Here is a 22,202-nt window from a genome sequence, read left to right as displayed (position 1 = left end):
TGACCTGCGGGGGCGGCGCCACTCACCCGCGCAGGCCCGAGCATCCGGCGCGCAGCCGTGCCAGAAATGCAGGAGATTCTGAGGACGGGCGCCCCCGCCAGCCGTCGCGGCCGGTGGCGGGCGCAACATCTCCTGCATTTCTGGGGTGGGGGATGGGTGCGCGGCTCCGAGCGCACCGGCCCCGGCTACTCGCCCAGGTAGTCGACGAGAGCGGATGCGGCGCCCGTGTAGCTGGCGGGGGTGAGCGCCACGAGGCGCGCCTTCGCCTCCTCGCCGATGTCGAGGCCGTTCACGAAGGCGACCAGGTCGTCGCGCCCGATGCGCTTGCCCCGCGTGAGCTCCTTGAGCAGGGCGTAGGGGTCGGCGATCGAGGAGCGCCCCGCGACCACCTCGGCCCGGATGACCGTCTGGATCGCCTCGCCGAGCACCTCCCAGTTGGCATCGAGGTCGGCGGCGAGCGCGTCGGGGTTGACGGCGATCTCGCCGAGTCCACGGCTCAGGTTGTCGAGCGCCAGCACCGAGTGGCCGAGCGCGACGCCGATGTTGCGCTGCGTCGTGGAGTCGGTGAGGTCGCGCTGCAGACGGCTCGTCACGAGGGTCGCGGCGAGCGAGTCGAGCAGCGCGCTCGACAGCTCGAGGTTCGCCTCGGCGTTCTCGAAGCGGATCGGGTTGATCTTGTGCGGCATCGTCGACGAGCCGGTCGCCCCCGGCTGCGGGATCTGGGTGAGGTATCCGATCGAGATGTAGGTCCAGACATCCGTCGCCAGGTTGTGCAGGATGCGGTTCGCGTGGCTGATGCGACCGAACAGCTCGGCCTGCCCGTCGTGCGATTCGATCTGGGTGGTGAGCGGGTTCCAGCTGAGCCCCAGCTGGGTGACGAACTCGCGTGACAGGGTGGGCCAGTCCGCGCCGGGGGCCGCGGCGAAGTGCGCCGAGAAGGTGCCGGTCGCGCCGGAGAACTTCGCCGGGAACTCGACGGCCTCGATGCGCTCCAGCTGCCGCTGCAGGCGGTGCACGACGACCGCGAGCTCCTTGCCGAAGGTCGTCGGGGTGGCCGGCTGTCCGTGCGTGTGGGCGAGCATCGGCTGCTCGCGGTGGGCGATCGCGAGGGCGCGCAGGGCGTCGACGACCCCGCGGTACTTCGGCAGCCACACCTCGGTGAGCGCCGCGCGCAGCGTGAGCCCGTAGGAGAGGTTGTTGATGTCTTCGCTCGTGCACGCGAAATGCACGAGCTCCGCGAGCGGGGTGAGCCCCAGCTCCGTCAGCTGCCGGCGCACGAGGTATTCGACGGCTTTCACATCGTGACGGGTGGTCGCCTCGATGCGCGCGAGCTCGTCGATCTCGGGCTGCCCGAACTCGGTGGCCCAGCTGCGCAGCGCGCGGGACTGCTCGGCGCTCGGCGGCTCGGCGCCGAACGCCCCTCGCGAGGCGAGGAACAGCAGCCACTCCACCTCCACCTGCACGCGCGCCCGGTTGAGGCCCGCCTCCGAGAGGTACTCGCCGAGGCCCTCGACGGCGGCGCGGTAGCGCCCGTCGAGCGGGCTGAGCGGCTGGGGGGGAAGCGGACTCATGAGACTCCCTGTCGGATGGCGGGTTCGAGCTGCCGGAACAGCGCGCGGCTGGCGCGTTCGATCGCGACGAGCACGACATCGAACAGCGCCGCATCCGAGTAGTACGGATCCGGTACGTCCATCGTGCCCGATTGTTCGGGGTCGAAACTCATCAGCAGCTGGACCTTGCTCTGGTCGGCCTCCGTGGGCGCCCACTCGCGGAGCACCCGTTCGTGTCCGCGGTCGAAGGCGATGATGAGGTCGAGCTCCGGGAACCAGCTCGGGTCGAACTGGCGCGCCCGGTGGGTGCCCGCCTCGTAGCCGTGCGCCTCGAGCGCGGCGATCGTCCGCGGGTCGGCGTGCTCGCCCACGTGCCAGTCGCCGGTGGCCGCCGAGGTGACCGAGATCGCCTTGGCGTAGCCCTTCGTCGCGACGATGGTGCGGAAGATGGCCTCCGCCATCGGGGAGCGGCAGATGTTGCCCGTGCAGACGAAGCAGATGCGGAAGACGAACGGCGCGCCCCCCGACCTGTCGAAGCTCATGCGCCCATTGTGTCGCGTCGGCGCGTCCTGCACACCTCGCGACCGGGGGGCGGATCCCCGGTTGACGGTGCCCGGTCGGCGTGTGCCGCGCGATCGACCGAGCATGGGGCATCCCCGACGAGAGGAGCATCGTGCCCGCAGATCCGCTCGAGCTCGACCGGCTGCGCGCCCGGCTCGCCGAGCTCCATCAGCTCTACCGCTCGGCGCAACGACGAGCGGCCGATCCGCCGCTCATCGGCGCCGAGAGCTGGCGCGGACCGGCGTATGCCGCGTACGCGGTGGCCGCCGAGCATCTCGGCACCCGGCTGCACGAGGTGCTCGACGACCTGGCCGGGGCGACCGCGATCGCGCGGGCGGAGCTGCTTCATGCCCTCGCCTGATCCGGCCGCGGGCGGCCTCGTCGTCACCTCGCCCGGCGCGGTACTCGTGGCGAGCGATGCGCTGCTCGCGCACCTGCCCGTCCTGGCGCGGCTCGGCGACGAGGTGGAGGCCGACACCCACCGCCTCGCGCTGCTCGCTCTCGACTCGGCGCCGAGTGCTCTCCGCGCGAGACTCGAACGGTGCGAACAGCTCAGCGGCGAGCTCGCCGAGGAGGTGCGGCGGCTCCGCGAGGGCATCATCGCCGCGGAGTCCGGCTACGCGACCGCGGAGCGTCTCGCGGAGCATGCGCAGGGCGCGGCATCCGATTGGCTCGCCGGGCAGCTGCCGCGCCTGCTGCTGCCGCTGCTGCCGAGCGTCGCCGCCGGGGCATGGCTGGGCTGGACCTTCGCGCCCGGCAGCGACGAGCAGAAGCGGGAGTCGATCCGGATCTGGCTGCTTCAGCACCCGGAGCTCGTCACGAGTCCCGAGTTCGCCGCGCTCGTGCGCAACACGGTGACCGGCGCCGACGACGCGGTGGCGGGGGCGGCCGGGTTACCGCCCGCCGTCACGGTGCTGCTCGGCGACTACGGGCTCGGGATCCTCGGTGCCGACACCTCCGCGGCGGCCCTTGTCGCCGCGGGCACCGCGAGCGGCACGCAGCTGTTCCACGAGACGGCGGTCCGCGTGGAGCGGGTGGGAGTCGAGCGCCGGGTCGCGGCGCCGACGGGTGCGGCCGAACGGCTGGATCGCGTGCCCGAGCAGCAGCAGGTGCGCATCGAGAAGTACAGCGCGCCGGGTGCGGAGGACCGCTTCGTGGTCTACGTCGCACCCACGCGGACCTTCTCGCCGCTCGCCGACGAGGAGCCATGGGACCTCACGAGCAACGTGGCCGGGGTCGCGGGCCTGCCGGCGGGATCGATCCGTGCCACCGAGCTCGCGATGGCCGACGCCGGGATCACCGCCGAGTCGCCGGTCGTGCTGGTCGGCTTCTCGCAGGGCGGGCTCATCGCCGACGCGATCGCGGGGTCGGGGCGGTGGAACACCTACGGCCTCGAGAGCTACGGCGACCCCGGCGGCGGCATCGCGATGCCGGACGGCATCCGCGGCCTCGCGATCCGGCACACCGACGACTTCGTCGTCGCCACGGGCGGGCCCCAGCAGACGGTCGACCGGGTCATCGTCGAACGGCGGGCCTACCCGGAGGGTGTCGAGATCCCGCGCGGCATCCCGGCGCCCGCGCATCAACGCAGCGCCTACGCGCAGACCGCGGAACTGCTGGACGCGGCCCGGTCGCCCGAGGTGCGCGGCGAACTGGACGCACTCGCACGGTTCACCGGCGAGTACGCCGAGCGGGACGGCGCGACCACGACCGCCTACCGCTACCAGGCGGTGCGCCTGCCGGCCGACGCCGGGGTCAGCGACGCTGAGTGAGCGGCCGAAGGATGATGCCGATGAGGAAGCCGAAGATGCCGAGCAGCAGTGCTCCCAGCACGCCCCACCAGAAGGTCGTCACCGACAGGCCGAACCCGATGAGGGTGCTGATCCAGGCCACGAGCAGGAACAGCAGCCCGTTCACGATGAGCGAGATGAGCCCCAGGGTCAGGATGTAGATCGGGAACGCCACGATCTTGATCGCCGTCCCGACGATGCCGTTGACAACGCCGAAGACGAGGGCGAGCAGCAGGTAGGTCCAGAACAGCGGCCACGACCAGTCGTCGGGGTTGCTGTCGTCGGCCCAGGACGTCACCTGCACGTTCGGGTTCAGGATGAGCGCGGTGAGCCACAGGGCGAGCGCGTTGATGAGCAGACGGATCACGAAACGCATGCCGCCATCATCCCAGCGGCCCGCCCGCGTCACCAGGCCCGCTCGGCGCGTCGCCCTAGGCTGGACGCCATGGCTGTCGTCCTCCGCCCCGAGATCGCCTCGCTCACGCCGTACCGGCAGGGTCGCCCCGCGCCGGCCGACGCCTTCAAGCTGTCCTCCAACGAGAACCCCTTCCCGACCCTGCCTGCCGTGCTCGACGCCATCTCCGCCTCGAGCGTGCTGCGCTACCCCGACGGCGCCGCGACGGCGCTGCGGGTTCGGCTCGCCGAGCGGTTCGGCGTGAGCGTCGACGAGGTGCATGTGGGCGCCGGCTCGGTGTCGATCCTGCACCAGCTCATCCAGGCCGCCGCCGGACCGGGCGACGAGGTGCTGTACGCGTGGCGCTCGTTCGAGGCCTACCCCGGCATCGTCACCGTCTCGGGGGCGACGAGCGTCACCGTGCCGAACGCCCCCGACGGCGGGCACGACCTCGAGGCGCTCGCGGCGGCCGTCACCGAGCGCACCCGCGTCATCCTCGTGTGCACCCCCAACAACCCCACGAGCGTCATCGTCACGGCCGAGCGCTTCGAGCGCTTCATGGCCGCCGTCCCCGACACGGTGCTCGTGCTGCTCGACGAGGCGTACCGCGAGTTCGTGACGGACCCGGATGCCGTCGACGGCATCCCGCTGCTCGAGCGCTACCCGAACCTCGTCGTGCTGCGCACCTTCTCGAAGGCCTACGGGCTCGCCGGGTTGCGGGTCGGCTACGCGGTCGGCCCCGCCTACATCCTCGACGCGGCACGTTCCGCGGCGATCGCCCTCTCGGTGACCGAGCCGGCGCAGCGGGCGGCGCTCGCGGCGCTCGATCACGAGGACGAGTACCGCGCCCAGGTGGCCGAGCTCGTGGCCCGCCGCGACCGCATCCGCGACGGTTTGCGCGCCCAGGGGTGGCCGCTTCCGGAGCCGCAGGGCAACTTCGTCTGGCTCGCGACGGGGCAGCAGACCGCCGCCGCCGCCGAGGTGCTCGAGGCGCACGGGATCGTCGCGCGGGTGTTCGCTCCGGAGGGGATCCGGGTGACGGTCGGCGAGGAGGAGTCTGTGGAGAAACTCCTACGAGCCGCCGGTGAGGTTGTGACCACCCTCTGACCGAGGGGGAATACGCCCCGGCTAGGGTAGGGCCTATGTCCTATACCGAGGCGACGGTTCAGCTGCTCTCGCCCCAGGGGTCCCTCCTCGAGAACGACACCACGGCGCCCTACCTGCCGTACCTCGCGGCCCTCGACGAGCAGCGTCTGCGCGACTTCCACCGCCAGATGGTCGTCATCCGGCGCTTCGACATCGAGGCGGGCAACCTGCAGCGTCAGGGTCAGCTCGCCCTGTGGATCCCGAGCCTCGGCCAGGAGGCGGCGCAGGTCGGATCCGGATACGCCGCCCGCCCGCAGGACCACATCTTCCCCGCCTACCGCGAACATGTCGTCGGACGCATCCGCGGGCTCGACCCCATGCGCATCATCGAGATGCTGCGCGGGCTCAGCCACGGCGGTTGGGTGCCGGAGGAGACCGGCAACTTCCACCTCTACACGCTCGTGATCGGCTCCCAGGCGCTGCACGCCACCGGCTACGCCATGGGGATCGGGCTCGACGGCGGAAGCGGAAGCGGCGACCCGGAGAAGGACGCCGCCGTGCTCGTCTACTTCGGCGACGGCGCCACGAGCCAGGGCGACGTCAACGAGGCGTACGTCTTCGCGGCCAGCTACCGCACGCCGCAGGTGTTCTTCCTGCAGAACAACCACTGGGCCATCTCGGTGCCCGTCGAACGGCAGTCGCGCACCCCGCTCTACCTGCGGGCGGCCGGATTCGGCATCCCCTCGGTGCAGATCGACGGCAACGACGTGCTCGCGAGCTATGCGGTCACCCGGGCGGGCCTCGACGCCGCGCGCGCCGGGCAGGGGCCCTGCTTCATCGAGGCGCTCACCTACCGGATGGGCGCGCACACGTCGAGCGACGACCCCACCAAGTACCGCGAGGACGACGACGTGGCGTTCTGGAGCGAGCGCGACCCCATCGCGCGCTTCGAGGCGTACCTGCGTTCGCTCGGGGCCGGCGACGACTTCTTCCAGGAGGTCGCCGCCGAGGCGGAGGATCTCGCCGCCGATGTGCGCACGCGCACCCTCGCGCTCGGCACCCTCCCCGACGACGCGATCTTCCAGCACGTGTACACCGAACCGCATCCGCGCATCGAGGAGCAGGCGGCGTGGCTCGCCGCCTACGAGGCCGGCTTCGAGGGGGGCGAGGCATGACCGAGCGTCAGCTCACGATGGCGAAGGCCATCAACGAGGGTCTGCGTGCCGCGCTCGCCGCCGACGACAGGGTGCTGCTCATGGGTGAGGACATCGGGACCCTGGGCGGGGTCTTCCGGGTCACCGAGGGGCTCCAGGCCGAGTTCGGCGAGAACCGGGTGCTCGACACCCCGCTCGCCGAATCGGGCATCGTCGGCTCCGCGATCGGCCTCGCGATGCGCGGCTTCCGGCCCGTCTGCGAGATCCAGTTCGACGGCTTCATCTTCCCCGGCTTCGATCAGATCACCTCGCAGCTCGCCAAGCAGACGTTCCGCCACCAGGGTTCGCAGGCCTTCCCCGTGGTGATCCGCGTGCCGTACGGCGGTCACATCGGCGCGGTCGAGCACCACCAGGAGAGCCCCGAGGCGTACTTCGCCCACACCGCCGGCCTGCGCGTGGTGAGCCCCGCCACCCCGAACGACGCCTACTGGATGATCCAGCAGGCCATCACGAGCGACGACCCCGTGCTGTTCTTCGAGCCGAAGAGCCGGTACTGGCAGAAGGGCGAGGTGGCCGACGACGGGGTGCCGACCCCGTTGCACCAGAGCCGCGTGGTGCGGACCGGCACCCAGGTGACGGTCGTCGGCCACGGCGCCATGGTCTCGATGCTGCTGCAGGCGGCCGAACTCGCGGCGACGGAGGGGACGAGCCTCGAGGTCATCGACCTGCGCTCGCTCTCGCCCGTCGACTACGGGCCGATCATCGAATCGGTGCAGAAGACCGGACGCCTCGTGGTCGCCCAGGAGGCCCCCGGCAATGTGTCGATCGGCTCCGAGATCGCCGCGACCATCGCGGAGCGCGCCTTCTACTCGCTCGAGGCGCCGGTCCTGCGGGTGAGCGGCTACGACACCCCGTTCCCGCCCGCCAAGCTCGAGGGCGTCTACCTCCCCGACGTCGACCGGATCCTCGAGGCCGTCGACCGCTCGCTCGCCTACTGAACCCACCGTGAGGAGGCCCGCGTGGCCCAAGCAGAGTTCCCGCTGCCGGATGTCGGCGAAGGCCTCACCGAGGCCGAGATCGTCTCGTGGAAGGTGCAGCCCGGCGACCGGGTGAGCGTCAACCAGGTGCTCGTCGAGATCGAGACCGCCAAGTCGCTCGTCGAACTGCCGTCGCCGTTCGCCGGCGTCGTCACCGAGCTGCTCGCCGAGGAGGGCGCCACCGTCGAGGTGGGCGCCCCCATCATCCGCGTCGATTCGGCGGGCGGCACGATCGAGCTGCAGGCGCCCGCGAACGACTCCGAAGGACTCGGCACGGTGTCCGACCCCGCCGCCATGGCGCCCCGCGCGGAGGCCGAGGAGGCGGGATCGGGCGCCGTGCTCGTCGGCTACGGCTCGAAGGGCGGCCACGTCGCCACGCGTCGTCGCCGCGTCGAGGCGCCGGCGGGAACGCCCGCGCCGGCCCGCGTCGCCGCGCCGCGCGCGGCATCCGCCCCCGTCATCGCCAAGCCGCCGATCCGCAAGCTCGCCAAGGATCTCGGCGTCGACCTGCAGCAGGTGACCGCGACCGGCCGCGGCGGCGAGGTGCTGCGCGAGGACGTCATCCGGCAGGCCGAGCAGGCGAGCGTGTTCCGCAACATCGAGACCCCCGCCTGGCCGAGCGAGCGCGAGGAGCGCATCCCGGTGAAGGGTGTGCGCAAGGCGACCGCGCAGGCGATGGTGGCCTCCGCGTTCACCGCTCCGCACGTCTCCGTCTTCACCGACGTCAACGCCACCCGCACCATGGAGTTCGTGAAGCGCCTCAAGGCGTCGCCCGACTTCGCGGGCGTGCGGGTGAGCCCCCTGCTCGTCATGGCGAAGGCGATCATCTGGGCGGTGCGCCGCAACCCCACCGTCAACTCCTCGTGGACCGACAGCGAGATCATCGTGCGGCACTACGTGAACCTTGGCATCGCCGCGGCGACGCCGCGCGGGCTCATCGTGCCCAATGTCAAGGACGCCCAGGATCTGTCGCTGCTCGAGCTCGCGCAGTCACTCGAACAGCTCACCCTCACGGCCCGCGAAGGCAAGACGACGCCCGCCGACATGTCGGGCGGCACCATCACCATCACCAACCTCGGTTCGTTCGGGATGGACACCGGCACGCCGATCCTCAACCCCGGCGAGGTCGCGATCGTCGCCCTCGGCGCGATCAAGCAGAAGCCGTGGGTGGTCGACGGGGAGGTGCGACCCGCCTACGTCACGACGGTCGGCGCGAGCTTCGACCACCGCGTCGTCGACGGCGATGTCGCCTCCCGTTTCACGGCCGACGTCGCCTCCGTCCTCGAGGAACCCGCCCTGCTCCTCGATTGATGCGTTCATGGCGCGGCTGGAGCCGTGACTCGGTGGCGGGGGAAACGCCTCCCGCCGCGAGGTCGTAGCTCCAGCTGCGCCATGAACGGGCAGTGAGAACGGTTCTCAGGTAGGGTTGCGGAGTGACGGATCCGGTGCTCAGCGTGCGCGGCGCGCAGCTGACGCTCGGCGCGCGCACCCTGTGGAGCGGACTCGACCTCGACGTCGCCCCGGGCGAGTTCCTCGCCGTGCTCGGCTCGAACGGCTCCGGCAAGACGAGCCTGCTGCGCACCATCCTCGGCGAGCACGCTCTCGCGGCGGGCGAGATCCGCTTCGACGGGCACCCCGTGCAGCGCGGGAACCGGCGGATCGGCTACGTTCCGCAGCAACGCGGCCAGGACCCCGCCCTGCGCATCCGCGGCCGCGACCTGGTCGCCCTCGGCGTCGACGGGCACCGCTGGGGGCTGCCGCTGCCCACCCGCGCCCGGCGCGAGCGCATCGACGCCCTGCTGGATGCGGTGGGCGCCGCCCACTACGCGCGCGTGCCCGTGGCGCGGCTGTCGGGCGGCGAACAGCAGCGGTTGCGCGTCGGGCAGGCGCTCGCGGGCGACCCGCGCCTGCTGCTGTGCGACGAACCCCTCGGCTCGCTCGACCTGCGGGCGCAGCGCGTGGTGAGCGAACTCATCGACCGGCACCGCCGCGAGCGGGGCTTCGGCGTGCTGTTCGTGACCCACGACGTCAACCCCGTGCTCGGCATGGTCGACCGCGTGCTCTACCTCGCGGGCGGACGCTTCCGGATCGGCACCCCCGACGAGGTGCTCACCTCCGAGGTGCTCACGGAGCTGTACCAGGCGCCCGTCGACGTCATCCGCACCCACGGCCGGGTCGTGATCGTCGGGGCGCCCGACCACGCCCACCACGAGCACGAGCACGGCGCCCGCGCGCACGGGGGAGTCGCATGAGCGACTGGTGGACGGCCCTCTTCGACTTCCGCGACTACGGGCAGCTGCTCGCCCTCCTGCACAACTCGATCCTCGCGGGGGCGGTGCTCGGGATCGCGGGCGGCCTCATCGGCGTGTTCGTGATGACGCGCGACCTCGCCTTCGCGGTGCACGGCATCAGCGAGCTCTCCTTCGCCGGCGCCGCCGCCGGACTGCTGTTCGGGATCGGCGTCGTCGAGGGCTCGATCGTCGGCTCCCTCGTCGCCGCGGTCATCATCGGACTTCTCGGCGCCCGCGCTCGCGAGCGCAATTCGATCACCGCCGTGCTCATGCCGTTCGGCCTCGGCCTCGGCATCCTGTGCCTCGCGCTCTACCCCGGGCGCGCCTCCACCAAGTTCGGCCTGCTCACCGGGCAGATCGTCGCGGTCGACGACCCGCGGCTCACCTCGCTCGCGATCGTGTGCGCGATCGTGGTGGCGGGGCTGCTCGTGATGTGGCGCCCGCTCAGCTTCGCGAGCCTGGATGCCGAGGTCGCCGCCGCGCGCGGGGTTCCGGTGCGTGCGATCTCGGTCGCGTTCATGCTGCTGCTCGGGCTCGCGGTCGCCGCGAGCATCCAGATCGTGGGCGCGCTGCTCGTGCTCTCGATCCTCGTGACCCCGGCCGCGGCGGCGCTGCGCATCTCGAGCTCGCCGCTGTGGGTGCCGATCCTCAGCATGGGATTCGCCCTCACCGCCCTGGTGGGCGGGATCCTGCTCGCCCTCGGCGCGAGCGTGCCGATCAGCCCCTACGTGACCACCATCTCGTTCCTCATCTACCTCGTCTGCGTTCTCGCGGGCCGTCGACGGAGTCGCCGACGTACCCTTGAGGCGAGGGAGGTGGCGGCGGCGTGAAGCGGAACACCTGCGCGCTGGAGCTGGGAGCGAAGGCCATTTCTGGCCTTCGCCGCGACGCCAGCGCCGGCGGCCGTCCCGGCCGGCGGTGCTTCGGCCGAGGACGGGGCGCGGCCTCGTGAAGCGGAACACCTGGCAGCGCGAGGCCGTGCGCGAGGCGCTCGGCAGCACCGAGGGCTTCGTCTCGGCGCAGGCGCTGCACGCCTCGATGCGCGGCACCGGATCCGAGGTGGGGCTCGCGACCGTGTACCGGGCGCTCGCCGACCTCGCCCAGGAGGGCGAGGCGGATTCGCTGCAGCAGGAGGGCGAGAGCCTGTACCGCGCCTGCACGCCGGGCAGCCACCACCATCACCTGATCTGCCGCAACTGCGGGCGCACGGTCGAGATCTCGGCGGATCCCGTGGAGGCGTGGGCGCACCAGGTCGCCGCCGAGCACGGCTTCACCGAGCCGAATCATGTGGTCGATGTGTTCGGGCTCTGCCCGGAGTGCTCCGCGAAGCGCTGAGCTCAACTCGCGAGGCTGGTCCAGCCGAGTCGGCGGGCAGCAGCGCGGTCGAAGGTGACCGTCTCCCGCACCCCAAAGAGCTCACCGCTCGCCGCGATGAGGGCGTCCGCGAAGTCCGCACCCTCCTCGGCCAGGGCGAGGGCGCGCACGACGCTCTCGCCGTCAGAAGGTCGTCGCCAGCTGCGCCTGCGCCTCGTCGTCGCGCACGAGGTGGCGCGTCACGACGTTGGTATCAATCCCGATCACGCGTGAAGCTCTCCATGACGGACTCCGCGGCAGCGGCGGCGATGTCGTCGTTCATCTGCTCGATCGTGCGGTGAGGCATGCCCTCGTCGTGCAGGATGCCGGCGAGATCCATGATGCTTCCCGTGCGATTCGCCCGCGAGTGGCGGATGCGGCATCCGTCCGGTAGCATCGGAGGGTTGCGCAGCAATGCGCTTCTTTGTGCGCCGTCGCGGCTCCCGGACCTCGGTCGGGGGGATCCACGATCTGGCGTGCCGACAAGTGACCTTGGGTGGGGCGTTCGCCCCACGGTAGAGAACAGGAAAGAACCATGGCAGCTGTGTGCCAGGTGACCGGAGCCGTCCCCGGCTTCGGACACAACATCTCGCACTCGCACCGCCGGACGAAGCGCCGCTTCGACCCGAACGTGCAGAAGAAGAAGTACTACGTCCCGTCGCTCAAGCGCACGGTCACCCTCACGCTGTCCGCCAAGGGCATCAAGGTGATCGACGCACGCGGCATCGAGGCGGTCGTCCAGGACCTCCTCGCCCGAGGGGAGAAGATCTGAGATGGCCAAGAAGGCTCAGGACATCCGTCCGATCATCAAGCTCCGCTCCACCGCCGGCACCGGTTACACCTACGTGACCAAGAAGAACCGGCGCAACGACCCCGACCGTCTCGTGCTCAAGAAGTACGACCCCATCGTGCGCAAGCACGTCGAGTTCCGCGAGGAGCGCTAAGCATGGCCAAGAAGAGCAAGATCGCCCGCAACGAGCAGCGCAAGGTGGTCGTCGCGCGCTACGCCGCGAAGCGCCTCGAGCTGAAGAAGGCGCTCATCGACCCGAACTCGACCGACGAGCAGCGTGAGGCGGCCCGCCTGGGCCTGCAGAAGCTGCCGCGCGACGCCTCCCCGATCCGCGTGCGCAGCCGCGACGCGATCGACGGCCGCCCGCGCGGTGTGCTCACCAACTACGGCGTCTCGCGTGTGCGGTTCCGCGACATGGCCCACCGCGGCGAACTGCCCGGTGTGACCAAGTCGAGCTGGTAGCCCGCTCGCCTCACGTCCCGAAGGGGGCGCCGACTCCGGTCGGCGCCCCCTTCGGCGTTCCGAACCCTCGAGTAGAGAATGAGGGATTGCCGGGCGGAAAAGCCCGGAAATGTCGGTGTTTCCTGGTAGTTTCGAGCACGGTTCAGGGGTCGACAAGCCTCAGGGCCGACCCCCGCAGCAGCCTCGTCCGAGGCAGCCCACCCGGGCACCGCTGCACGAATCCCAAGTAACCGTCCGAGGAGGACATCCATGGCTGACACCCTCAACAAGAGCGACCTCGTCGCGGCCATCGCCGCTGAGACCGGCGACAGCCAGGCCGCTGTCGGCAAGGTCGTCGACGCGTTCTTCTCCGTCGTGGCCGACCAGGTCGGCGCCGGCAAGAAGGTCAGCATCCCCGGTTGGCTCTCCTTCGAGAAGACCCACCGTGCCGCTCGCGCCGGCCGCAACCCCGCGACCGGTGAGACCATCCAGATCGCCGCGTCGAACGGCGTGAAGGTCTCGGCCGGCAGCAAGCTCAAGGCCGCCGTCAAGTAGTCTCCCGAACCACCGGGAAGGCGCCGACCGCGAAGGTCGGCGCCTTCCCGCGTTTAAGCTGGACGGGTGCGGCGCCTCGCGTGGGTCACCGGACCCGCCATCCTCCTTCTCGCCGCGCTCGCGGCGCTCGTCGTCGCGCTCGGCGTCGGCGGGGGAGCCGCCCCGCCGCCGTTCGTCGATCCGGGGGCGGTCGTGCGCTTCGGCATCCCGATCGCGACCGTGCTCGTGGATCTCGGAGCCGCCGGCACGATCGGTGCGCTCGCGCTCGCCTGCTTCGCGCTCGTGCCCGGCTCCGCGGCCTTCAACCGGGCGGTCGATCTGGCCGCCGCGGCCGCAGCCGTGTGGACCGTCGCATCGGCGGGCACCGCGTTCCTGTTGTTCCAGAGCCTGCACGTCTCGGCGCCGACGCTCGACGAGGCGTACGGCCAGCAGCTCGGCACCTTCCTGACCGACGTCTCGGTGGGCCGCGCCTGGCTCACGGTGACGCTCGTCGCCGCGGCCGCGACCGCGGTGTGCTTCGCCGTGCGCCACGTGACGGCGCTCGCACTGACCGCCGTGGGCGCCGCGCTCGGACTCGTGCCGATCGCGCAGCAGGGCCATGCCGGCTCCACCGCCGACCACGATCTCGCGATCACGGCGATCTGGCTGCACGTGCTGTTCGTGAGCGTCTGGCTCGGCGGGCTGCTCGCCCTCGTGCTCGTGCGCGCACTGCTCGACGACGAGCGACTGCAGGCGGTTCTGCGCCGCTACTCGAGCATGGCGCTCGTGTGCTTCATCGTGGTGGCCGTCTCCGGCTACGCCTCGGCCGCCATCCGCGTGGGGGAGCTCGCGAACCTCGGCACGCCCTACGGCGTCCTCGTGGTCGGCAAGGTGCTCGCCCTCCTCGCCCTGGGGGCCCTCGGCGCGGTGCAGCGGCGCGCCGTGATCCCGCGGGTGCGGCGCGAGCTGCCGCGCTGGTTCCGGGTGCTCGTGCTCGCCGAGCTCGCGTTCATGGGGATCGCGGCAGGCCTCGCCTCGGGTCTCGCCCGCACGGCGCCTCCCGTCGAGGAGGTGCCGACCACCGAGCTCGCGACGCCGACGCCCGCCGAGTACCTGACCGGTCGTCCGCTGCCCGTCGAACTGACCCCGGGGCGCTTCCTGACCGAGTGGCGCCTGGATCTGCTGTGGGCGCTCGTCGCGGCGTTCGCCGTGTTCTTCTATCTCGCGGGGGTGTGGAGGCTGCGCCGGCGCGGCGACCGATGGCCGTGGTACCGCACCGCGCTCTGGCTGCTCGGGTTCGCGGCGCTCGTCTGGGTGACCAACGGCGCCCCCGCCGTGTACGAGCAGTACCTGTTCTCGGCCCACATGCTCGGGCACATGATCCTCACCATGGCCATCCCGGTGGTGCTCGTGCTCGCGGCGCCGGTGACCCTCGCCGCGCGGGCAATCCGCCGGCGCGACGACGGCAGCCGCGGGGGTCGCGAGTGGATCCTCTGGGCCGTGCAGTCGCCCGTGGCCGGGGTGCTCACCAACCCGCTCGTCGCCGCCGTGCTGTTCGCGGGCTCGCTGTGGTTGTTCTACTACACGGGCATCTTCCGCTGGGCGGTGACCGACCACATCGGACACGTCTGGATGGTGGTGCACTTCCTCATCACGGGGTACCTGTTCTCGCTCGTCCTCGTCGGAGTCGACCCCGTGCGTCGTCGCCCCCCGTACGCGCTGCGGCTCGTGCTGCTGCTCGCGACGATGGCCTTCCATGCCTTCTTCGGCCTCGCGATCATGTCGAATTCGGGGCTCATGCTCGCCGACTGGTTCGGGGCGATGGGGCGCACGTGGGGCAACCCGCCGCTCGTCGACCAGCAGTTCGGCGGCGGGATCGCGTGGAGCGTCGGCGAGATCCCGACCGTGATCCTGGCGATCGTGGTGGCGATCCAGTGGGCGCGCAGCGATGACCGCGAAGCGAAGCGGCGGGACCGCGCGGCCGAGCGCGATGGGGAGGCGGAGCTCGCCGCGTACAACGAGATGCTCGCGCGCCGCTCCCGCGCGAACTGACCGGGTCCCCGCGGGGTCGGCTCAGGGGGTGGGCGTGAGTGCGAGCTCGTCGCCGTCGAAGCCGATCAGGTAGCTCGCCTCGAACGGCACCTCGGCTTCGTGGGTCGAGGTCCGGCCGTCGAAGAGCGACTGGACGTCGACGCTCAACCGTGCGACGCCTGCGACGCGGTCGATCGCCCAGATGCCGAAGCTGTCGGAGGGGACCAGCTGCGCGGTGGGCATCTCGGAGATCGTCCAGTGCGGCGCCGACACGACCCGGTCGGTCGTCGCCTGTCCGAACGGGCAGCCGGTCGGGAACAGCACGGGCTGCTCCGCGCATGCGGTGAGCTCCGCCTCGAGCGCCGCCTGGGCGGCCTCGACGAAGCGCGCGTTGGGGCGCACCTCGAGCTCGATGTTCACGGGGCGGCCGTCGGCGAGGACCGTGATGTCGCGCGAGGAGAGGAATCTCGACTCGTGGTGCACGAGGTAGGTGCCGGGGGTGAGTGCGGCGTAGGCGACCGGACCGCCGCCCGCGACATCCAGCGGCAGCTCGCCCACCTGGAAGCGGGCATCGCCTGTCACGCCGATCGAGACGACCGTGATGGGGCTGACGGCGAAGCCCCAGCGCGGGAACAGGCCGAACCGGGATCCGATCCGCTTCACGTCGAGCGTCGTCTCGCCCGTCGCCTGCCCCGAGCCGAACGCGACGTGCACCTCCTCGACGTCGCCGTGCGCCCGGGAACCGAGCACGGTGGCGTGCATCGGCTCCCGGGCGCGTGCGTCGAGCAGGGCGCGATCGAGGGCGCCCGGGTCGACGCCCGGAAGGTCCAGCACCTCGGTCACGCGCCCGGCGCGCAGCGCATCCAGGTAGTCCTGCACAAAGGCGGAGGCCGAGAACACCGTGGCGTTGAGGATCGCGACACCGCCCACGACGGCCCCGGCGAGCACGACGACGGCCCCCACCCAGGCCAGCACGATCCGCATGCTGCACATTCTGCCGTGCCCGTCCGTCCGCGCCCGTCCGGCTCGGTTAGCCTGCTGGGATGTCGCGCCCCGCTCTGTCTCCCGAACAGGAGGCCGTGTTCGCGGCGATCGAGACCACGCGCGAGCACATCTTCGTCACGGGGCGAGCCGGAACCGGGAAGTCGACGCTGCTCGAGCACCTCGCCGGGAACACCTCGAAGCAGCTCGCGGTGTGCGCGCCCACAGGGGTCGCGGCGCTCAATGTGGGCGGCCAGACCATCCACTCCCTGTTCCGCTTGCCGATCGGGGTGATCGCCGACCACGAGATCGAGCAGTCCGCGGAGCTCAAGAAGCTGCTCAACACGATCGACACGCTCGTGGTCGACGAGGTGTCGATGGTCAACGCCGACCTGCTGGATGCCATGGATCGCAGCCTGCGGCAGGCGCGACAGCGGCCGCACGAGAGCTTCGGCGGGGTGCAGCTCGTGCTCTTCGGCGACCCGTTCCAGTTGGCACCGGTGCCCGGCGACGGGGACGAGCGCGCCTACTTCGCCGACCGCTACCGCTCGATGTGGTTCTTCGACGCGAAGGTGTGGGACGAGGCCGAGCTGGTCATCTACGAGCTCGGCACGATCCATCGCCAGCACGAGCGCGACTTCACCTCGCTGCTCAACGCGGTGCGCTACGGCATGGTGACGGCGGAGATGGCGGGGCGGCTCAACAGCGTGGGTGCGCGTCCGGCCCCGAGTGACGGCGCCATCACGCTCGCCACGACCAACGCGACCGTCAACCGCATCAATGCCGCCGCGCTGGGGCGGCTTCCCGGGCGTGCGTTGACGGCGGTCGCCGACATCGAGGGCGACTTCGGGGGGCGCGCGTTCCCCGCCGACGAGCGGCTCGAGCTCAAGCCCGGCGCCCAGGTGATGTTCCTGCGCAATGATGCCGGCGGTGAGGGGCGGTGGGTGAACGGCACGATCGGCGAGGTGGTGCGCATCGCCGACACGGTCACGGTGGAGGTCGACGGCGAACGCCACGAGGTGCAGCCGGCCACCTGGGAGCGCTACCGCTACAGCTACTCTCCGGTCACCAAGCAGCTCACGAAGGATGTCGTGGCCGAGTTCACGCAGTTCCCGCTGCGACTGGCGTGGGCGGTCACCATCCACAAGTCGCAGGGCAAGAGCTACGACCGCGCGATCGTCGACCTCGGGCAGCGCAGCTTCGCGCCCGGCCAGACCTACGTCGCCCTCAGCCGCCTCACGACGCTCGACGGGCTGTACCTGACGCGGCCGCTGCGACCGTCCGACATCATCGTCGACGAGAACGTGCGCCGCTTCATGTCCGGGGTGAAGCCGATCCCGGGGATCGAGGCGTAGTTCGCGCTACGCGGCGGCCTTCGCGCGGGCGAGGTCGTCGAAGAGCTCCGTGTTGAAGCGGTAGGCGAGCAGCACCTCGTCGATGACGCGCTCGCGCTCGGCCTCATCCCATTCGACGGCGTCGAGCTGCTCGCGGTAGGTCTCCTTGAACTCGGTCGGGTCGGCGATCTCGTCGAAGAGGTAGAACCCGACGCCATTGGTCTCGAAGCCGAAGCGGCGCTGCATGACCTTGCGGATGAACTGGCCGCCCGAGAGGTCGCCGAGGTAGCGCGTGTAGTGGTGGGCGATGAAGCCGCCCGCCCAGCGCTCGGCGGCGACGCGGCGGAGGCGCTCGACGTAGGCGACCGTGGTCGGCAGCGGGGCGATCTGCTCCCGCCAGTCGGCGCCGAGCAGGTACTCGAGGTCGGCCTCGAGGGCGGGGAGCCGGGTGAGGCGCGGCGTGGCGAAGTGCGCGACGACGGGATCCGCGGCGAAGACCTTCTCGGCACCCTCGATCGCCTCGTAGATGAAGTAGTGCTGGGCGACGAGCGCCGTGTAGTCGGCGCGGGTGCCCTCACCCTTCATGAGGTCGGTCATGAAGCCGGCGCCCTCGCTGTCGGAGTGGCCCGACCAGGTGCGCGCGCGGAGAGCCTGGGAGAACGGCAGGACGGACACGAAGGCTCCTCTGGTTAGGGTTGCCTTAGCTTACCGGGGTTTCCGGCTCTCGTGAACTCTCAGGCGTGCGGGCGGGGGGTCACACCCAGCTGGACGCAGGCCGCGTCGTAGAGGGCGACGATCTCGCGGCGCAGCTCCGGGCGTTCGCTCAGCTCGTGCGACCACGGCAGGTGCAGCTCGGACTCCACGCCGTCCACCGTGTAGCGCCAGGTGCCGCCCCGGTGATCGAGTGCGGTCATCGTCGCGCTCTCGGGGGAGCGGCCGGCGAACGCGCGGACGATGAGGACGTTGTCGTCGGTGTGGTCGCCGTTCATGTGCGCGAGCACGGCGTCGACGACCTCGGGGGCGAATACGGTCATCCGTCCACGGTAACCGACGCGGCGGGGCGTGGCGCTCGCCGGCTCCCCAACCGCGGGCGTCAGTCGAAGACGGAGCCGTCCCACTTCAGCCAGCCGTCCTCGTGAACCCCTGCCGGGTCGCGGTGGGTCCAGTGCACGGTGCCGCCCTCCTCGCTCCACTCGTACTCGCCGAAGAACTCGACCGTGTCGCCCACGGCGATCCCGTCGAGTCTCGGCGCGACGTCGATGTTGTGGGCGACCAGCACGGTGAAACCGATCGGCAGTCGGAGGATGAACCGCTGATGCCGGTCGCCCTCGACGTCGTCCGTGAGGACGCGCTCGACGGTCCCGGTCCCATGAACCTGCACGTTGCTCTCCTGGCTGTCGTGGGCGTGTTGAAGGGCGCCGTCGTCATCCGCCGCGGTCGCCGCCGGCGCGCGATCCGGGGCGGGGGCGAGGGCCGGGACGAGCGCGAACGCCCCGACCGCCACGACGATCGCGGCGACGAGGCCGATCAGGATGCGGCGGGGCTTCATGGAGGGGATGACGGGAATCGAACCCGCGCTATCAGCTTGGGAAGCTGAAGTTCTGCCATTGAACTACATCCCCGCAGCCGCGAGCAGCTACCCGTAGAGCCTATACGCTCGTCGCATGCTGCTCAGCGACCGCGATATCGCCGCCGAACTCGACGCCGGACGCATCGGGCTCGACCCGCTCGATCGCTCCATGATCCAGCCGTCGAGCATCGATGTGCGGCTCGACCGCTACTTCCGGCTGTTCGACAACCACAAGTACCCCTTCATCGACCCGGCTGAGGAGCAGCCCGAGCTGACCCGCCTCGTCGAGACGAAGCAGGGCGAGCCGTTCATCCTGCACCCCGGTGAGTTCGTGCTCGGTTCGACCTTCGAGCTCGTGACCCTGCCCGACGACATCGCGGCCCGGCTGGAGGGCAAGAGCTCGCTCGGGCGTCTCGGGCTGCTCACGCACTCGACCGCGGGATTCGTGGATCCGGGCTTCTCGGGGCACGTGACCCTCGAGCTCAGCAACGTGGCGACCCTGCCGATCAAGCTGTGGCCGGGGATGAAGATCGGCCAGCTGTGCTTCATCCGCACGAGCTCCCCCGTCAACAACCCCTATGGCTCGGGCGCCTATGCGAACCGCTACCAGGGGCAGCGCGGGCCGACCGCGTCGCGCTCGTGGCAGGGCTTCCACCGCACGGACGTCACCACGACCGAGGCGGGCGCGCCCGGGGAGTAGCTCGGGCTCAGCGGCCGGCGGGCCAGGCGGCGAGCTGCAGGGCGAACCAGGGGCTGAAGGCGAAGGGCGCCGCGGCGACCGCCATGCGCAGCGACATCGGCTCGGCCCACACCCACTCGGCCACCTCATCCCGCGACGGGGCCGGGTCGCGATCGACGACCGCGCGGAAGACGGGGCAGATCTCGTTCTCCACGATGCCGGCTGCATCGGCCGCCCGGTACCGGAAGTGGGGCAGCACGAGCTCGACGTCGCGCACCGGGATGCCGAGCTCGGCCTCCGCGCGGCGGGCGAGGGCGTCGAGGGCGGTCTCGCCGGGGGCGGGGTGCCCGCAGAAGGCGTTCGTCCACACCCCCGCGAAGGTGTCCTTGGTGAGGGCGCGGCGGGTGACGAGCAGGCGGCCCTGCGGGCTGAAGACGTGGCACGAGAAGGCGAAGTGCAGGGGGGTGTCGGTCGTGTGCACGGTCGCCTTGGGCGCCGTCCCGATCGGCTTTCCCTCGTCGTCGAGGAGGAGGACGAGCTCGGTGGCTTCGGTCGTGTCTGCGGGCGCCATGGCGGTGTCAGCCTAGCTGGCTCAGCCGTTCCACCCGAGGTTGCGCGCCATCCGCTCGAGCGCCGCGATGGTGGTGGCCTCCTCGTCGGCGGAGATGCCGGAGAGCACGGTCGCCCGCAGCGCGGCGACGGCCTTCGAGATGTGGTCGTGGGCGTCTCGGCCGCGCTCGCTCAGCGCGTAGCGTCCCGCGAGATCCTCCACCCATCCGCTCTCGAGCAGTTCGTCGAGCTGCTCGGCCGCCGAGTCGTCGTCGGGGGTCGGCGGCAGCTCGGAGAGCGCATCCGCGAGCGCCTCGTGCGTGGCCGGTTCGGGGTCGAGCACCGTGAGCACCCGCCACTGGATGCGGGTGATGCCGTGCTCTTCGAGTGTTCCGGCGAAGCGCGCCTCGACCAGACGGTCGACGAGCGCGAGCCAGTAGGCCAGGGTCCGCGTCGACATGCCCCCACGCTAGTCCGGCACCCGCTCCTCCGCCTCAGAAATGCAGGAGTTTCTGGGTCGGTCGACCTCCGGCGCCTGCCACCGCGGGGCCCGGCCGCGGAAACTCCTGCATTTCTGAGGCGGGAGTGGCCGGGGGCGGGAGGGGGCGGGAGGAGGCGGGACGAGGCGGGAGGAGGCGGAGGCGGGGTCAGCTGAGGCGGACGTGCTTCGGCAGGCGAACGAACAGCAGCAGCACGAGACCCACGAGCAGCACGAGCGCGATGCCGAGCACGCCGAAGATCGTGGCGCCGAAGATCGCGATGGATGCCGTCCAGAGCGCGGGCGAGATGAAGCTCGCCACCCGCCCGGTGGTGGCGTAGAGGCCGAAGATCTCGCCCTGGCGTCCCTCCGGGGTGACGCGGGCGAGCAGCGAACGGCTGGCGGCCTGGGCGGGGCCGACGAACGCCGAGAGGATGAGGCCGCCCGTCCAGAACACGACCGTGCCGACGTCGTGGAAGGCGAAGACCGCGACGGCCATCACGACGAGGCCGGCGAGCGCGAACACGATCACCGCGCGCGCCCCGAAGCGGTCGTCGAAGCGGCCGGCGATGATCGTGGAGATGCCGGCGACGATGTTGGCGGCGATGCCGAAGATGATGACCTGATCGTCGCTGAAGTGGAAGGCGACGGCGGCGAGCACGCCGCCGAAGGCGAACACCCCCGCGAGGCCGTCGCGGTAGATGGCGCTCGCCAGCAGGAACCAGAACGCGGGTCGCGCCTCGCGGTAGAGGCGCGCGATGTCCTTCACGAGCACCACGTAGCCCCGGAAGAAGCCCACCCGGTGCGAGCCGTCGCCCGTCGGCGGCACCTCGGGCACGTTCCGGAACAGGGGGATCGAGAACACGATCGTCCACACCGCGGCGCCGACCGCGATGAGGCGGTAGGCGAGACCGTTGGAGGTGTCGAGGCCGAACCACGCGACGCTGTTGAGGACGACCACGATCGCGAGGGCGACGATGCCGCCGATGTAGCCGAGTCCCCAGCCGAGCCCGCTCACCTTGCCGATCGTGCGCGGCGTCGAGACCTGCACGAGCATCGCGTTGTAGTTGACGCCCGCGATCTCGGAGATCACCGCGCCGAGGGCGAGCACGATCGCGCCGTACCAGAAGAAGGACGGGTTCGCGAAGGCGAAGAAGAGCGCGAACTGCACGAGCGCGAGCAGCATGGTGAAGACGAACAGCCAGCGCTTCTTGCGACCGGTGGCGTCGGCGCGCTGCCCGAGCACGGGGGCGAGCAGCAGGATGAGGATGCCCGCGAAGGTCGTCGCCAGGCCGTAGCCGCTCGAGAGGTCGGCGAGTGCGCGTTCCTTCACGGGGTCGGTGTCGGGGAGCGCCGCGATGTCGGCCGGCAGGAAGTTGTCGGAGATGAGGTACAGCGAGGCGAAGACGAAGGTGAGGATGACCGAGTTGAACGGCTGGGTGGCCCAGTCCCAGATCGCCCAGGAGATGACCTGCTTGCGCGGCACCGTTCGGTCGTCGCCGAGGTCACGCGCGAAGGAGGCGATCATGCCCGTGTTCGCGGTGGGGGGAGGGGCGGGTACGGGCGAGACGGCCGCGTCGCCGTTCGGGTCGGTCATGG

The 22,202-nt window shown here is 71.1% G+C and carries 28 protein-coding genes and 1 tRNA gene; 16 read left to right on the top strand and 13 right to left on the bottom strand.

Features of this window, described 5'->3' with window-relative positions:
• Positions 1–185: 185 nt before the first annotated feature.
• The gene (purB, locus tag FLP23_RS02730) at positions 186–1,571 is read right to left on the bottom strand and encodes an adenylosuccinate lyase (protein ID WP_149324456.1); all 1,386 of its coding nucleotides are present in this window, start codon (positions 1,569–1,571) and stop codon (positions 186–188) included.
• Positions 1,568–2,092 (bottom strand): low molecular weight protein-tyrosine-phosphatase, encoded by a 525-nt coding sequence (locus FLP23_RS02725; RefSeq protein ID WP_149324455.1) that lies wholly within the window; start codon positions 2,090–2,092, stop codon positions 1,568–1,570. Before FLP23_RS02725 ends, purB begins: the two co-directional genes overlap by 4 nt.
• Positions 2,093–2,223: 131 nt before the next feature.
• Between FLP23_RS02725 and FLP23_RS02720 the strand changes: the two genes are divergently transcribed.
• Positions 2,224–2,472, top strand: a complete 249-nt coding sequence (locus FLP23_RS02720) for a hypothetical protein (protein ID WP_149324454.1) — start codon at positions 2,224–2,226, stop codon at positions 2,470–2,472.
• A complete protein-coding gene (locus tag FLP23_RS02715) occupies positions 2,459–3,883 on the top strand; it encodes a hypothetical protein (RefSeq protein WP_149324453.1) in 1,425 nt (474 codons plus the stop codon). Before FLP23_RS02720 ends, FLP23_RS02715 begins: the two co-directional genes overlap by 14 nt.
• Here the strand turns inward: FLP23_RS02715 and FLP23_RS02710 are convergent.
• Positions 3,867–4,277: a phage holin family protein gene (locus FLP23_RS02710; protein WP_149324452.1), complete on the bottom strand. Its 411-nt coding sequence runs from the start codon at positions 4,275–4,277 to the stop codon at positions 3,867–3,869. The two genes, FLP23_RS02715 and FLP23_RS02710, sit on opposite strands and share 17 nt — an antisense overlap.
• Before the next feature lie 69 nt (positions 4,278–4,346).
• Here FLP23_RS02710 and FLP23_RS02705 point away from each other — a divergent pair, with 69 nt between their 5' ends.
• From FLP23_RS02705 to FLP23_RS02675, 7 genes are all read left to right on the top strand, one after another.
• Positions 4,347–5,402 (top strand): histidinol-phosphate transaminase, encoded by a 1,056-nt coding sequence (locus FLP23_RS02705; RefSeq protein WP_149324451.1) that lies wholly within the window; start codon positions 4,347–4,349, stop codon positions 5,400–5,402.
• A 35-nt stretch (positions 5,403–5,437) separates the two neighbouring features.
• On the top strand, positions 5,438–6,556 hold the full coding sequence (locus tag FLP23_RS02700; RefSeq protein ID WP_149324450.1) for a thiamine pyrophosphate-dependent enzyme: 1,119 nt from the start codon (positions 5,438–5,440) through the stop codon (positions 6,554–6,556).
• Positions 6,553–7,533: an alpha-ketoacid dehydrogenase subunit beta gene (locus FLP23_RS02695; RefSeq protein ID WP_149324449.1), complete on the top strand. Its 981-nt coding sequence runs from the start codon at positions 6,553–6,555 to the stop codon at positions 7,531–7,533. Before FLP23_RS02700 ends, FLP23_RS02695 begins: the two co-directional genes overlap by 4 nt.
• Before the next feature lie 21 nt (positions 7,534–7,554).
• The gene (locus FLP23_RS02690) at positions 7,555–8,883 is read left to right on the top strand and encodes a dihydrolipoamide acetyltransferase family protein (RefSeq protein WP_149324448.1); all 1,329 of its coding nucleotides are present in this window, start codon (positions 7,555–7,557) and stop codon (positions 8,881–8,883) included.
• A 122-nt stretch (positions 8,884–9,005) separates the two neighbouring features.
• Positions 9,006–9,824 (top strand): metal ABC transporter ATP-binding protein, encoded by an 819-nt coding sequence (locus FLP23_RS02685; RefSeq protein WP_149324447.1) that lies wholly within the window; start codon positions 9,006–9,008, stop codon positions 9,822–9,824.
• Positions 9,821–10,693: a metal ABC transporter permease gene (locus FLP23_RS02680; protein ID WP_149324446.1), complete on the top strand. Its 873-nt coding sequence runs from the start codon at positions 9,821–9,823 to the stop codon at positions 10,691–10,693. The genes FLP23_RS02685 and FLP23_RS02680 overlap by 4 nt, the downstream gene beginning before the upstream one ends.
• Positions 10,694–10,811: 118 nt before the next feature.
• Complete coding sequence (locus FLP23_RS02675; protein WP_149324445.1) at positions 10,812–11,198, top strand: Fur family transcriptional regulator; 387 nt, start codon at positions 10,812–10,814, stop codon at positions 11,196–11,198.
• Between the two features lie 2 nt (positions 11,199–11,200).
• Here FLP23_RS02675 and FLP23_RS12335 read toward each other — a convergent pair whose 3' ends face one another.
• Together FLP23_RS12335 and FLP23_RS12535 are read right to left on the bottom strand one after the other, a co-directional pair.
• The gene (locus FLP23_RS12335) at positions 11,201–11,347 is read right to left on the bottom strand and encodes a PIN domain-containing protein (protein ID WP_210413924.1); all 147 of its coding nucleotides are present in this window, start codon (positions 11,345–11,347) and stop codon (positions 11,201–11,203) included.
• An 83-nt stretch (positions 11,348–11,430) separates the two neighbouring features.
• On the bottom strand, positions 11,431–11,556 hold the full coding sequence (locus FLP23_RS12535; protein ID WP_281290304.1) for a hypothetical protein: 126 nt from the start codon (positions 11,554–11,556) through the stop codon (positions 11,431–11,433).
• Between the two features lie 195 nt (positions 11,557–11,751).
• On the opposite strand from FLP23_RS12535, the gene rpmB reads away from it, so the two are divergent.
• From rpmB to FLP23_RS02645, 5 genes are all read left to right on the top strand, one after another.
• Positions 11,752–11,988, top strand: a complete 237-nt coding sequence (gene rpmB, locus FLP23_RS02665; RefSeq protein ID WP_149324444.1) for a 50S ribosomal protein L28 — start codon at positions 11,752–11,754, stop codon at positions 11,986–11,988.
• A gap of 1 nt (position 11,989) precedes the next feature.
• Complete coding sequence (gene rpmG, locus FLP23_RS02660; protein WP_149324443.1) at positions 11,990–12,160, top strand: 50S ribosomal protein L33; 171 nt, start codon at positions 11,990–11,992, stop codon at positions 12,158–12,160.
• A 2-nt stretch (positions 12,161–12,162) separates the two neighbouring features.
• Positions 12,163–12,468 carry a 30S ribosomal protein S14 gene (gene rpsN, locus FLP23_RS02655; RefSeq protein ID WP_149324442.1) on the top strand — a complete coding sequence of 102 codons (306 nt, stop codon included), beginning with the start codon at positions 12,163–12,165 and terminating at the stop codon, positions 12,466–12,468.
• 249 nt (positions 12,469–12,717) lie between these two features.
• Positions 12,718–13,002 (top strand): HU family DNA-binding protein, encoded by a 285-nt coding sequence (locus FLP23_RS02650; protein ID WP_149324441.1) that lies wholly within the window; start codon positions 12,718–12,720, stop codon positions 13,000–13,002.
• Between the two features lie 66 nt (positions 13,003–13,068).
• Entirely contained in the window at positions 13,069–15,033 is a 1,965-nt protein-coding gene (locus tag FLP23_RS02645; RefSeq protein ID WP_149324440.1) for a bifunctional copper resistance protein CopD/cytochrome c oxidase assembly protein, read from the top strand.
• 21 nt (positions 15,034–15,054) lie between these two features.
• Here FLP23_RS02645 and FLP23_RS02640 read toward each other — a convergent pair whose 3' ends face one another.
• Positions 15,055–15,996 (bottom strand): hypothetical protein, encoded by a 942-nt coding sequence (locus FLP23_RS02640; protein WP_149324439.1) that lies wholly within the window; start codon positions 15,994–15,996, stop codon positions 15,055–15,057.
• A 59-nt stretch (positions 15,997–16,055) separates the two neighbouring features.
• Between FLP23_RS02640 and FLP23_RS02635 the strand changes: the two genes are divergently transcribed.
• On the top strand, positions 16,056–17,348 hold the full coding sequence (locus FLP23_RS02635) for an ATP-dependent DNA helicase (RefSeq protein WP_149324438.1): 1,293 nt from the start codon (positions 16,056–16,058) through the stop codon (positions 17,346–17,348).
• A 6-nt stretch (positions 17,349–17,354) separates the two neighbouring features.
• Here the strand turns inward: FLP23_RS02635 and FLP23_RS02630 are convergent, their stop codons facing one another.
• From FLP23_RS02630 to FLP23_RS02615, 4 genes are all read right to left on the bottom strand, one after another.
• The gene (locus FLP23_RS02630) at positions 17,355–18,002 is read right to left on the bottom strand and encodes a biliverdin-producing heme oxygenase (RefSeq protein ID WP_149324437.1); all 648 of its coding nucleotides are present in this window, start codon (positions 18,000–18,002) and stop codon (positions 17,355–17,357) included.
• Positions 18,003–18,061: 59 nt separating this feature from the next.
• Complete coding sequence (locus FLP23_RS02625) at positions 18,062–18,361, bottom strand: DUF2470 domain-containing protein (RefSeq protein WP_149324436.1); 300 nt, start codon at positions 18,359–18,361, stop codon at positions 18,062–18,064.
• A 59-nt stretch (positions 18,362–18,420) separates the two neighbouring features.
• A complete protein-coding gene (locus FLP23_RS02620) occupies positions 18,421–18,876 on the bottom strand; it encodes a DUF3465 domain-containing protein (protein WP_149324435.1) in 456 nt (151 codons plus the stop codon).
• Positions 18,876–18,949 (bottom strand) — tRNA-Gly (locus FLP23_RS02615). Before FLP23_RS02615 ends, FLP23_RS02620 begins: the two co-directional genes overlap by 1 nt.
• A 42-nt stretch (positions 18,950–18,991) precedes the next feature.
• On the opposite strand from FLP23_RS02615, the gene dcd reads away from it, so the two are divergent.
• Positions 18,992–19,597: a dCTP deaminase gene (gene dcd, locus FLP23_RS02610; protein ID WP_149324434.1), complete on the top strand. Its 606-nt coding sequence runs from the start codon at positions 18,992–18,994 to the stop codon at positions 19,595–19,597.
• A gap of 7 nt (positions 19,598–19,604) precedes the next feature.
• Here dcd and idi read toward each other — a convergent pair whose 3' ends face one another.
• The 3 genes from idi to FLP23_RS02595 all read right to left on the bottom strand — a co-directional run bounded on the left by idi (position 19,605) and on the right by FLP23_RS02595 (position 22,200).
• Positions 19,605–20,147, bottom strand: a complete 543-nt coding sequence (idi, locus tag FLP23_RS02605) for an isopentenyl-diphosphate Delta-isomerase (protein WP_149324433.1) — start codon at positions 20,145–20,147, stop codon at positions 19,605–19,607.
• Positions 20,148–20,168: 21 nt separating this feature from the next.
• The gene (locus FLP23_RS02600; RefSeq protein ID WP_149324432.1) at positions 20,169–20,585 is read right to left on the bottom strand and encodes a MarR family winged helix-turn-helix transcriptional regulator; all 417 of its coding nucleotides are present in this window, start codon (positions 20,583–20,585) and stop codon (positions 20,169–20,171) included.
• A gap of 187 nt (positions 20,586–20,772) precedes the next feature.
• Positions 20,773–22,200: an MFS transporter gene (locus FLP23_RS02595; RefSeq protein ID WP_149324431.1), complete on the bottom strand. Its 1,428-nt coding sequence runs from the start codon at positions 22,198–22,200 to the stop codon at positions 20,773–20,775.
• Between the last annotated feature and the right edge of the window lie 2 nt (positions 22,201–22,202).

The organism is Protaetiibacter larvae, assembly GCF_008365275.1.
GTDB lineage: Bacteria > Actinomycetota > Actinomycetes > Actinomycetales > Microbacteriaceae > Homoserinibacter > Homoserinibacter larvae.
This window is presented reverse-complemented; position numbering and strand designations above follow the sequence as displayed.

Bases quoted from the DNA above. Each gene is read 5' to 3' on its own strand.
- purB (WP_149324456.1), bottom strand. From the start codon at position 1,571: ATGAGTCCGCTTCCCCCCCAGCCGCTCAGCCCGCTCGACGGGCGCTAC.
- FLP23_RS02725 (WP_149324455.1), bottom strand. From the start codon at position 2,092: ATGAGCTTCGACAGGTCGGGGGGCGCGCCGTTCGTCTTCCGCATCTGC.
- FLP23_RS02715 (WP_149324453.1), top strand. From the start codon at position 2,459: ATGCCCTCGCCTGATCCGGCCGCGGGCGGCCTCGTCGTCACCTCGCCC.
- FLP23_RS02710 (WP_149324452.1), bottom strand. From the start codon at position 4,277: ATGCGTTTCGTGATCCGTCTGCTCATCAACGCGCTCGCCCTGTGGCTC.
- FLP23_RS02705 (WP_149324451.1), top strand. From the start codon at position 4,347: ATGGCTGTCGTCCTCCGCCCCGAGATCGCCTCGCTCACGCCGTACCGG.
- FLP23_RS02700 (WP_149324450.1), top strand. From the start codon at position 5,438: ATGTCCTATACCGAGGCGACGGTTCAGCTGCTCTCGCCCCAGGGGTCC.
- FLP23_RS02695 (WP_149324449.1), top strand. From the start codon at position 6,553: ATGACCGAGCGTCAGCTCACGATGGCGAAGGCCATCAACGAGGGTCTG.
- FLP23_RS02680 (WP_149324446.1), top strand. From the start codon at position 9,821: ATGAGCGACTGGTGGACGGCCCTCTTCGACTTCCGCGACTACGGGCAG.
- FLP23_RS12535 (WP_281290304.1), bottom strand. From the start codon at position 11,556: ATGGATCTCGCCGGCATCCTGCACGACGAGGGCATGCCTCACCGCACG.
- rpmB (WP_149324444.1), top strand. From the start codon at position 11,752: ATGGCAGCTGTGTGCCAGGTGACCGGAGCCGTCCCCGGCTTCGGACAC.
- rpmG (WP_149324443.1), top strand. From the start codon at position 11,990: ATGGCCAAGAAGGCTCAGGACATCCGTCCGATCATCAAGCTCCGCTCC.
- rpsN (WP_149324442.1), top strand. From the start codon at position 12,163: ATGGCCAAGAAGAGCAAGATCGCCCGCAACGAGCAGCGCAAGGTGGTC.
- FLP23_RS02650 (WP_149324441.1), top strand. From the start codon at position 12,718: ATGGCTGACACCCTCAACAAGAGCGACCTCGTCGCGGCCATCGCCGCT.
- FLP23_RS02640 (WP_149324439.1), bottom strand. From the start codon at position 15,996: ATGCGGATCGTGCTGGCCTGGGTGGGGGCCGTCGTCGTGCTCGCCGGG.
- FLP23_RS02635 (WP_149324438.1), top strand. From the start codon at position 16,056: ATGTCGCGCCCCGCTCTGTCTCCCGAACAGGAGGCCGTGTTCGCGGCG.
- FLP23_RS02625 (WP_149324436.1), bottom strand. From the start codon at position 18,361: ATGACCGTATTCGCCCCCGAGGTCGTCGACGCCGTGCTCGCGCACATG.
- FLP23_RS02620 (WP_149324435.1), bottom strand. From the start codon at position 18,876: ATGAAGCCCCGCCGCATCCTGATCGGCCTCGTCGCCGCGATCGTCGTG.
- dcd (WP_149324434.1), top strand. From the start codon at position 18,992: ATGCTGCTCAGCGACCGCGATATCGCCGCCGAACTCGACGCCGGACGC.
- idi (WP_149324433.1), bottom strand. From the start codon at position 20,147: ATGGCGCCCGCAGACACGACCGAAGCCACCGAGCTCGTCCTCCTCCTC.
- FLP23_RS02600 (WP_149324432.1), bottom strand. From the start codon at position 20,585: ATGTCGACGCGGACCCTGGCCTACTGGCTCGCGCTCGTCGACCGTCTG.
- FLP23_RS02595 (WP_149324431.1), bottom strand. From the start codon at position 22,200: ATGACCGACCCGAACGGCGACGCGGCCGTCTCGCCCGTACCCGCCCCT.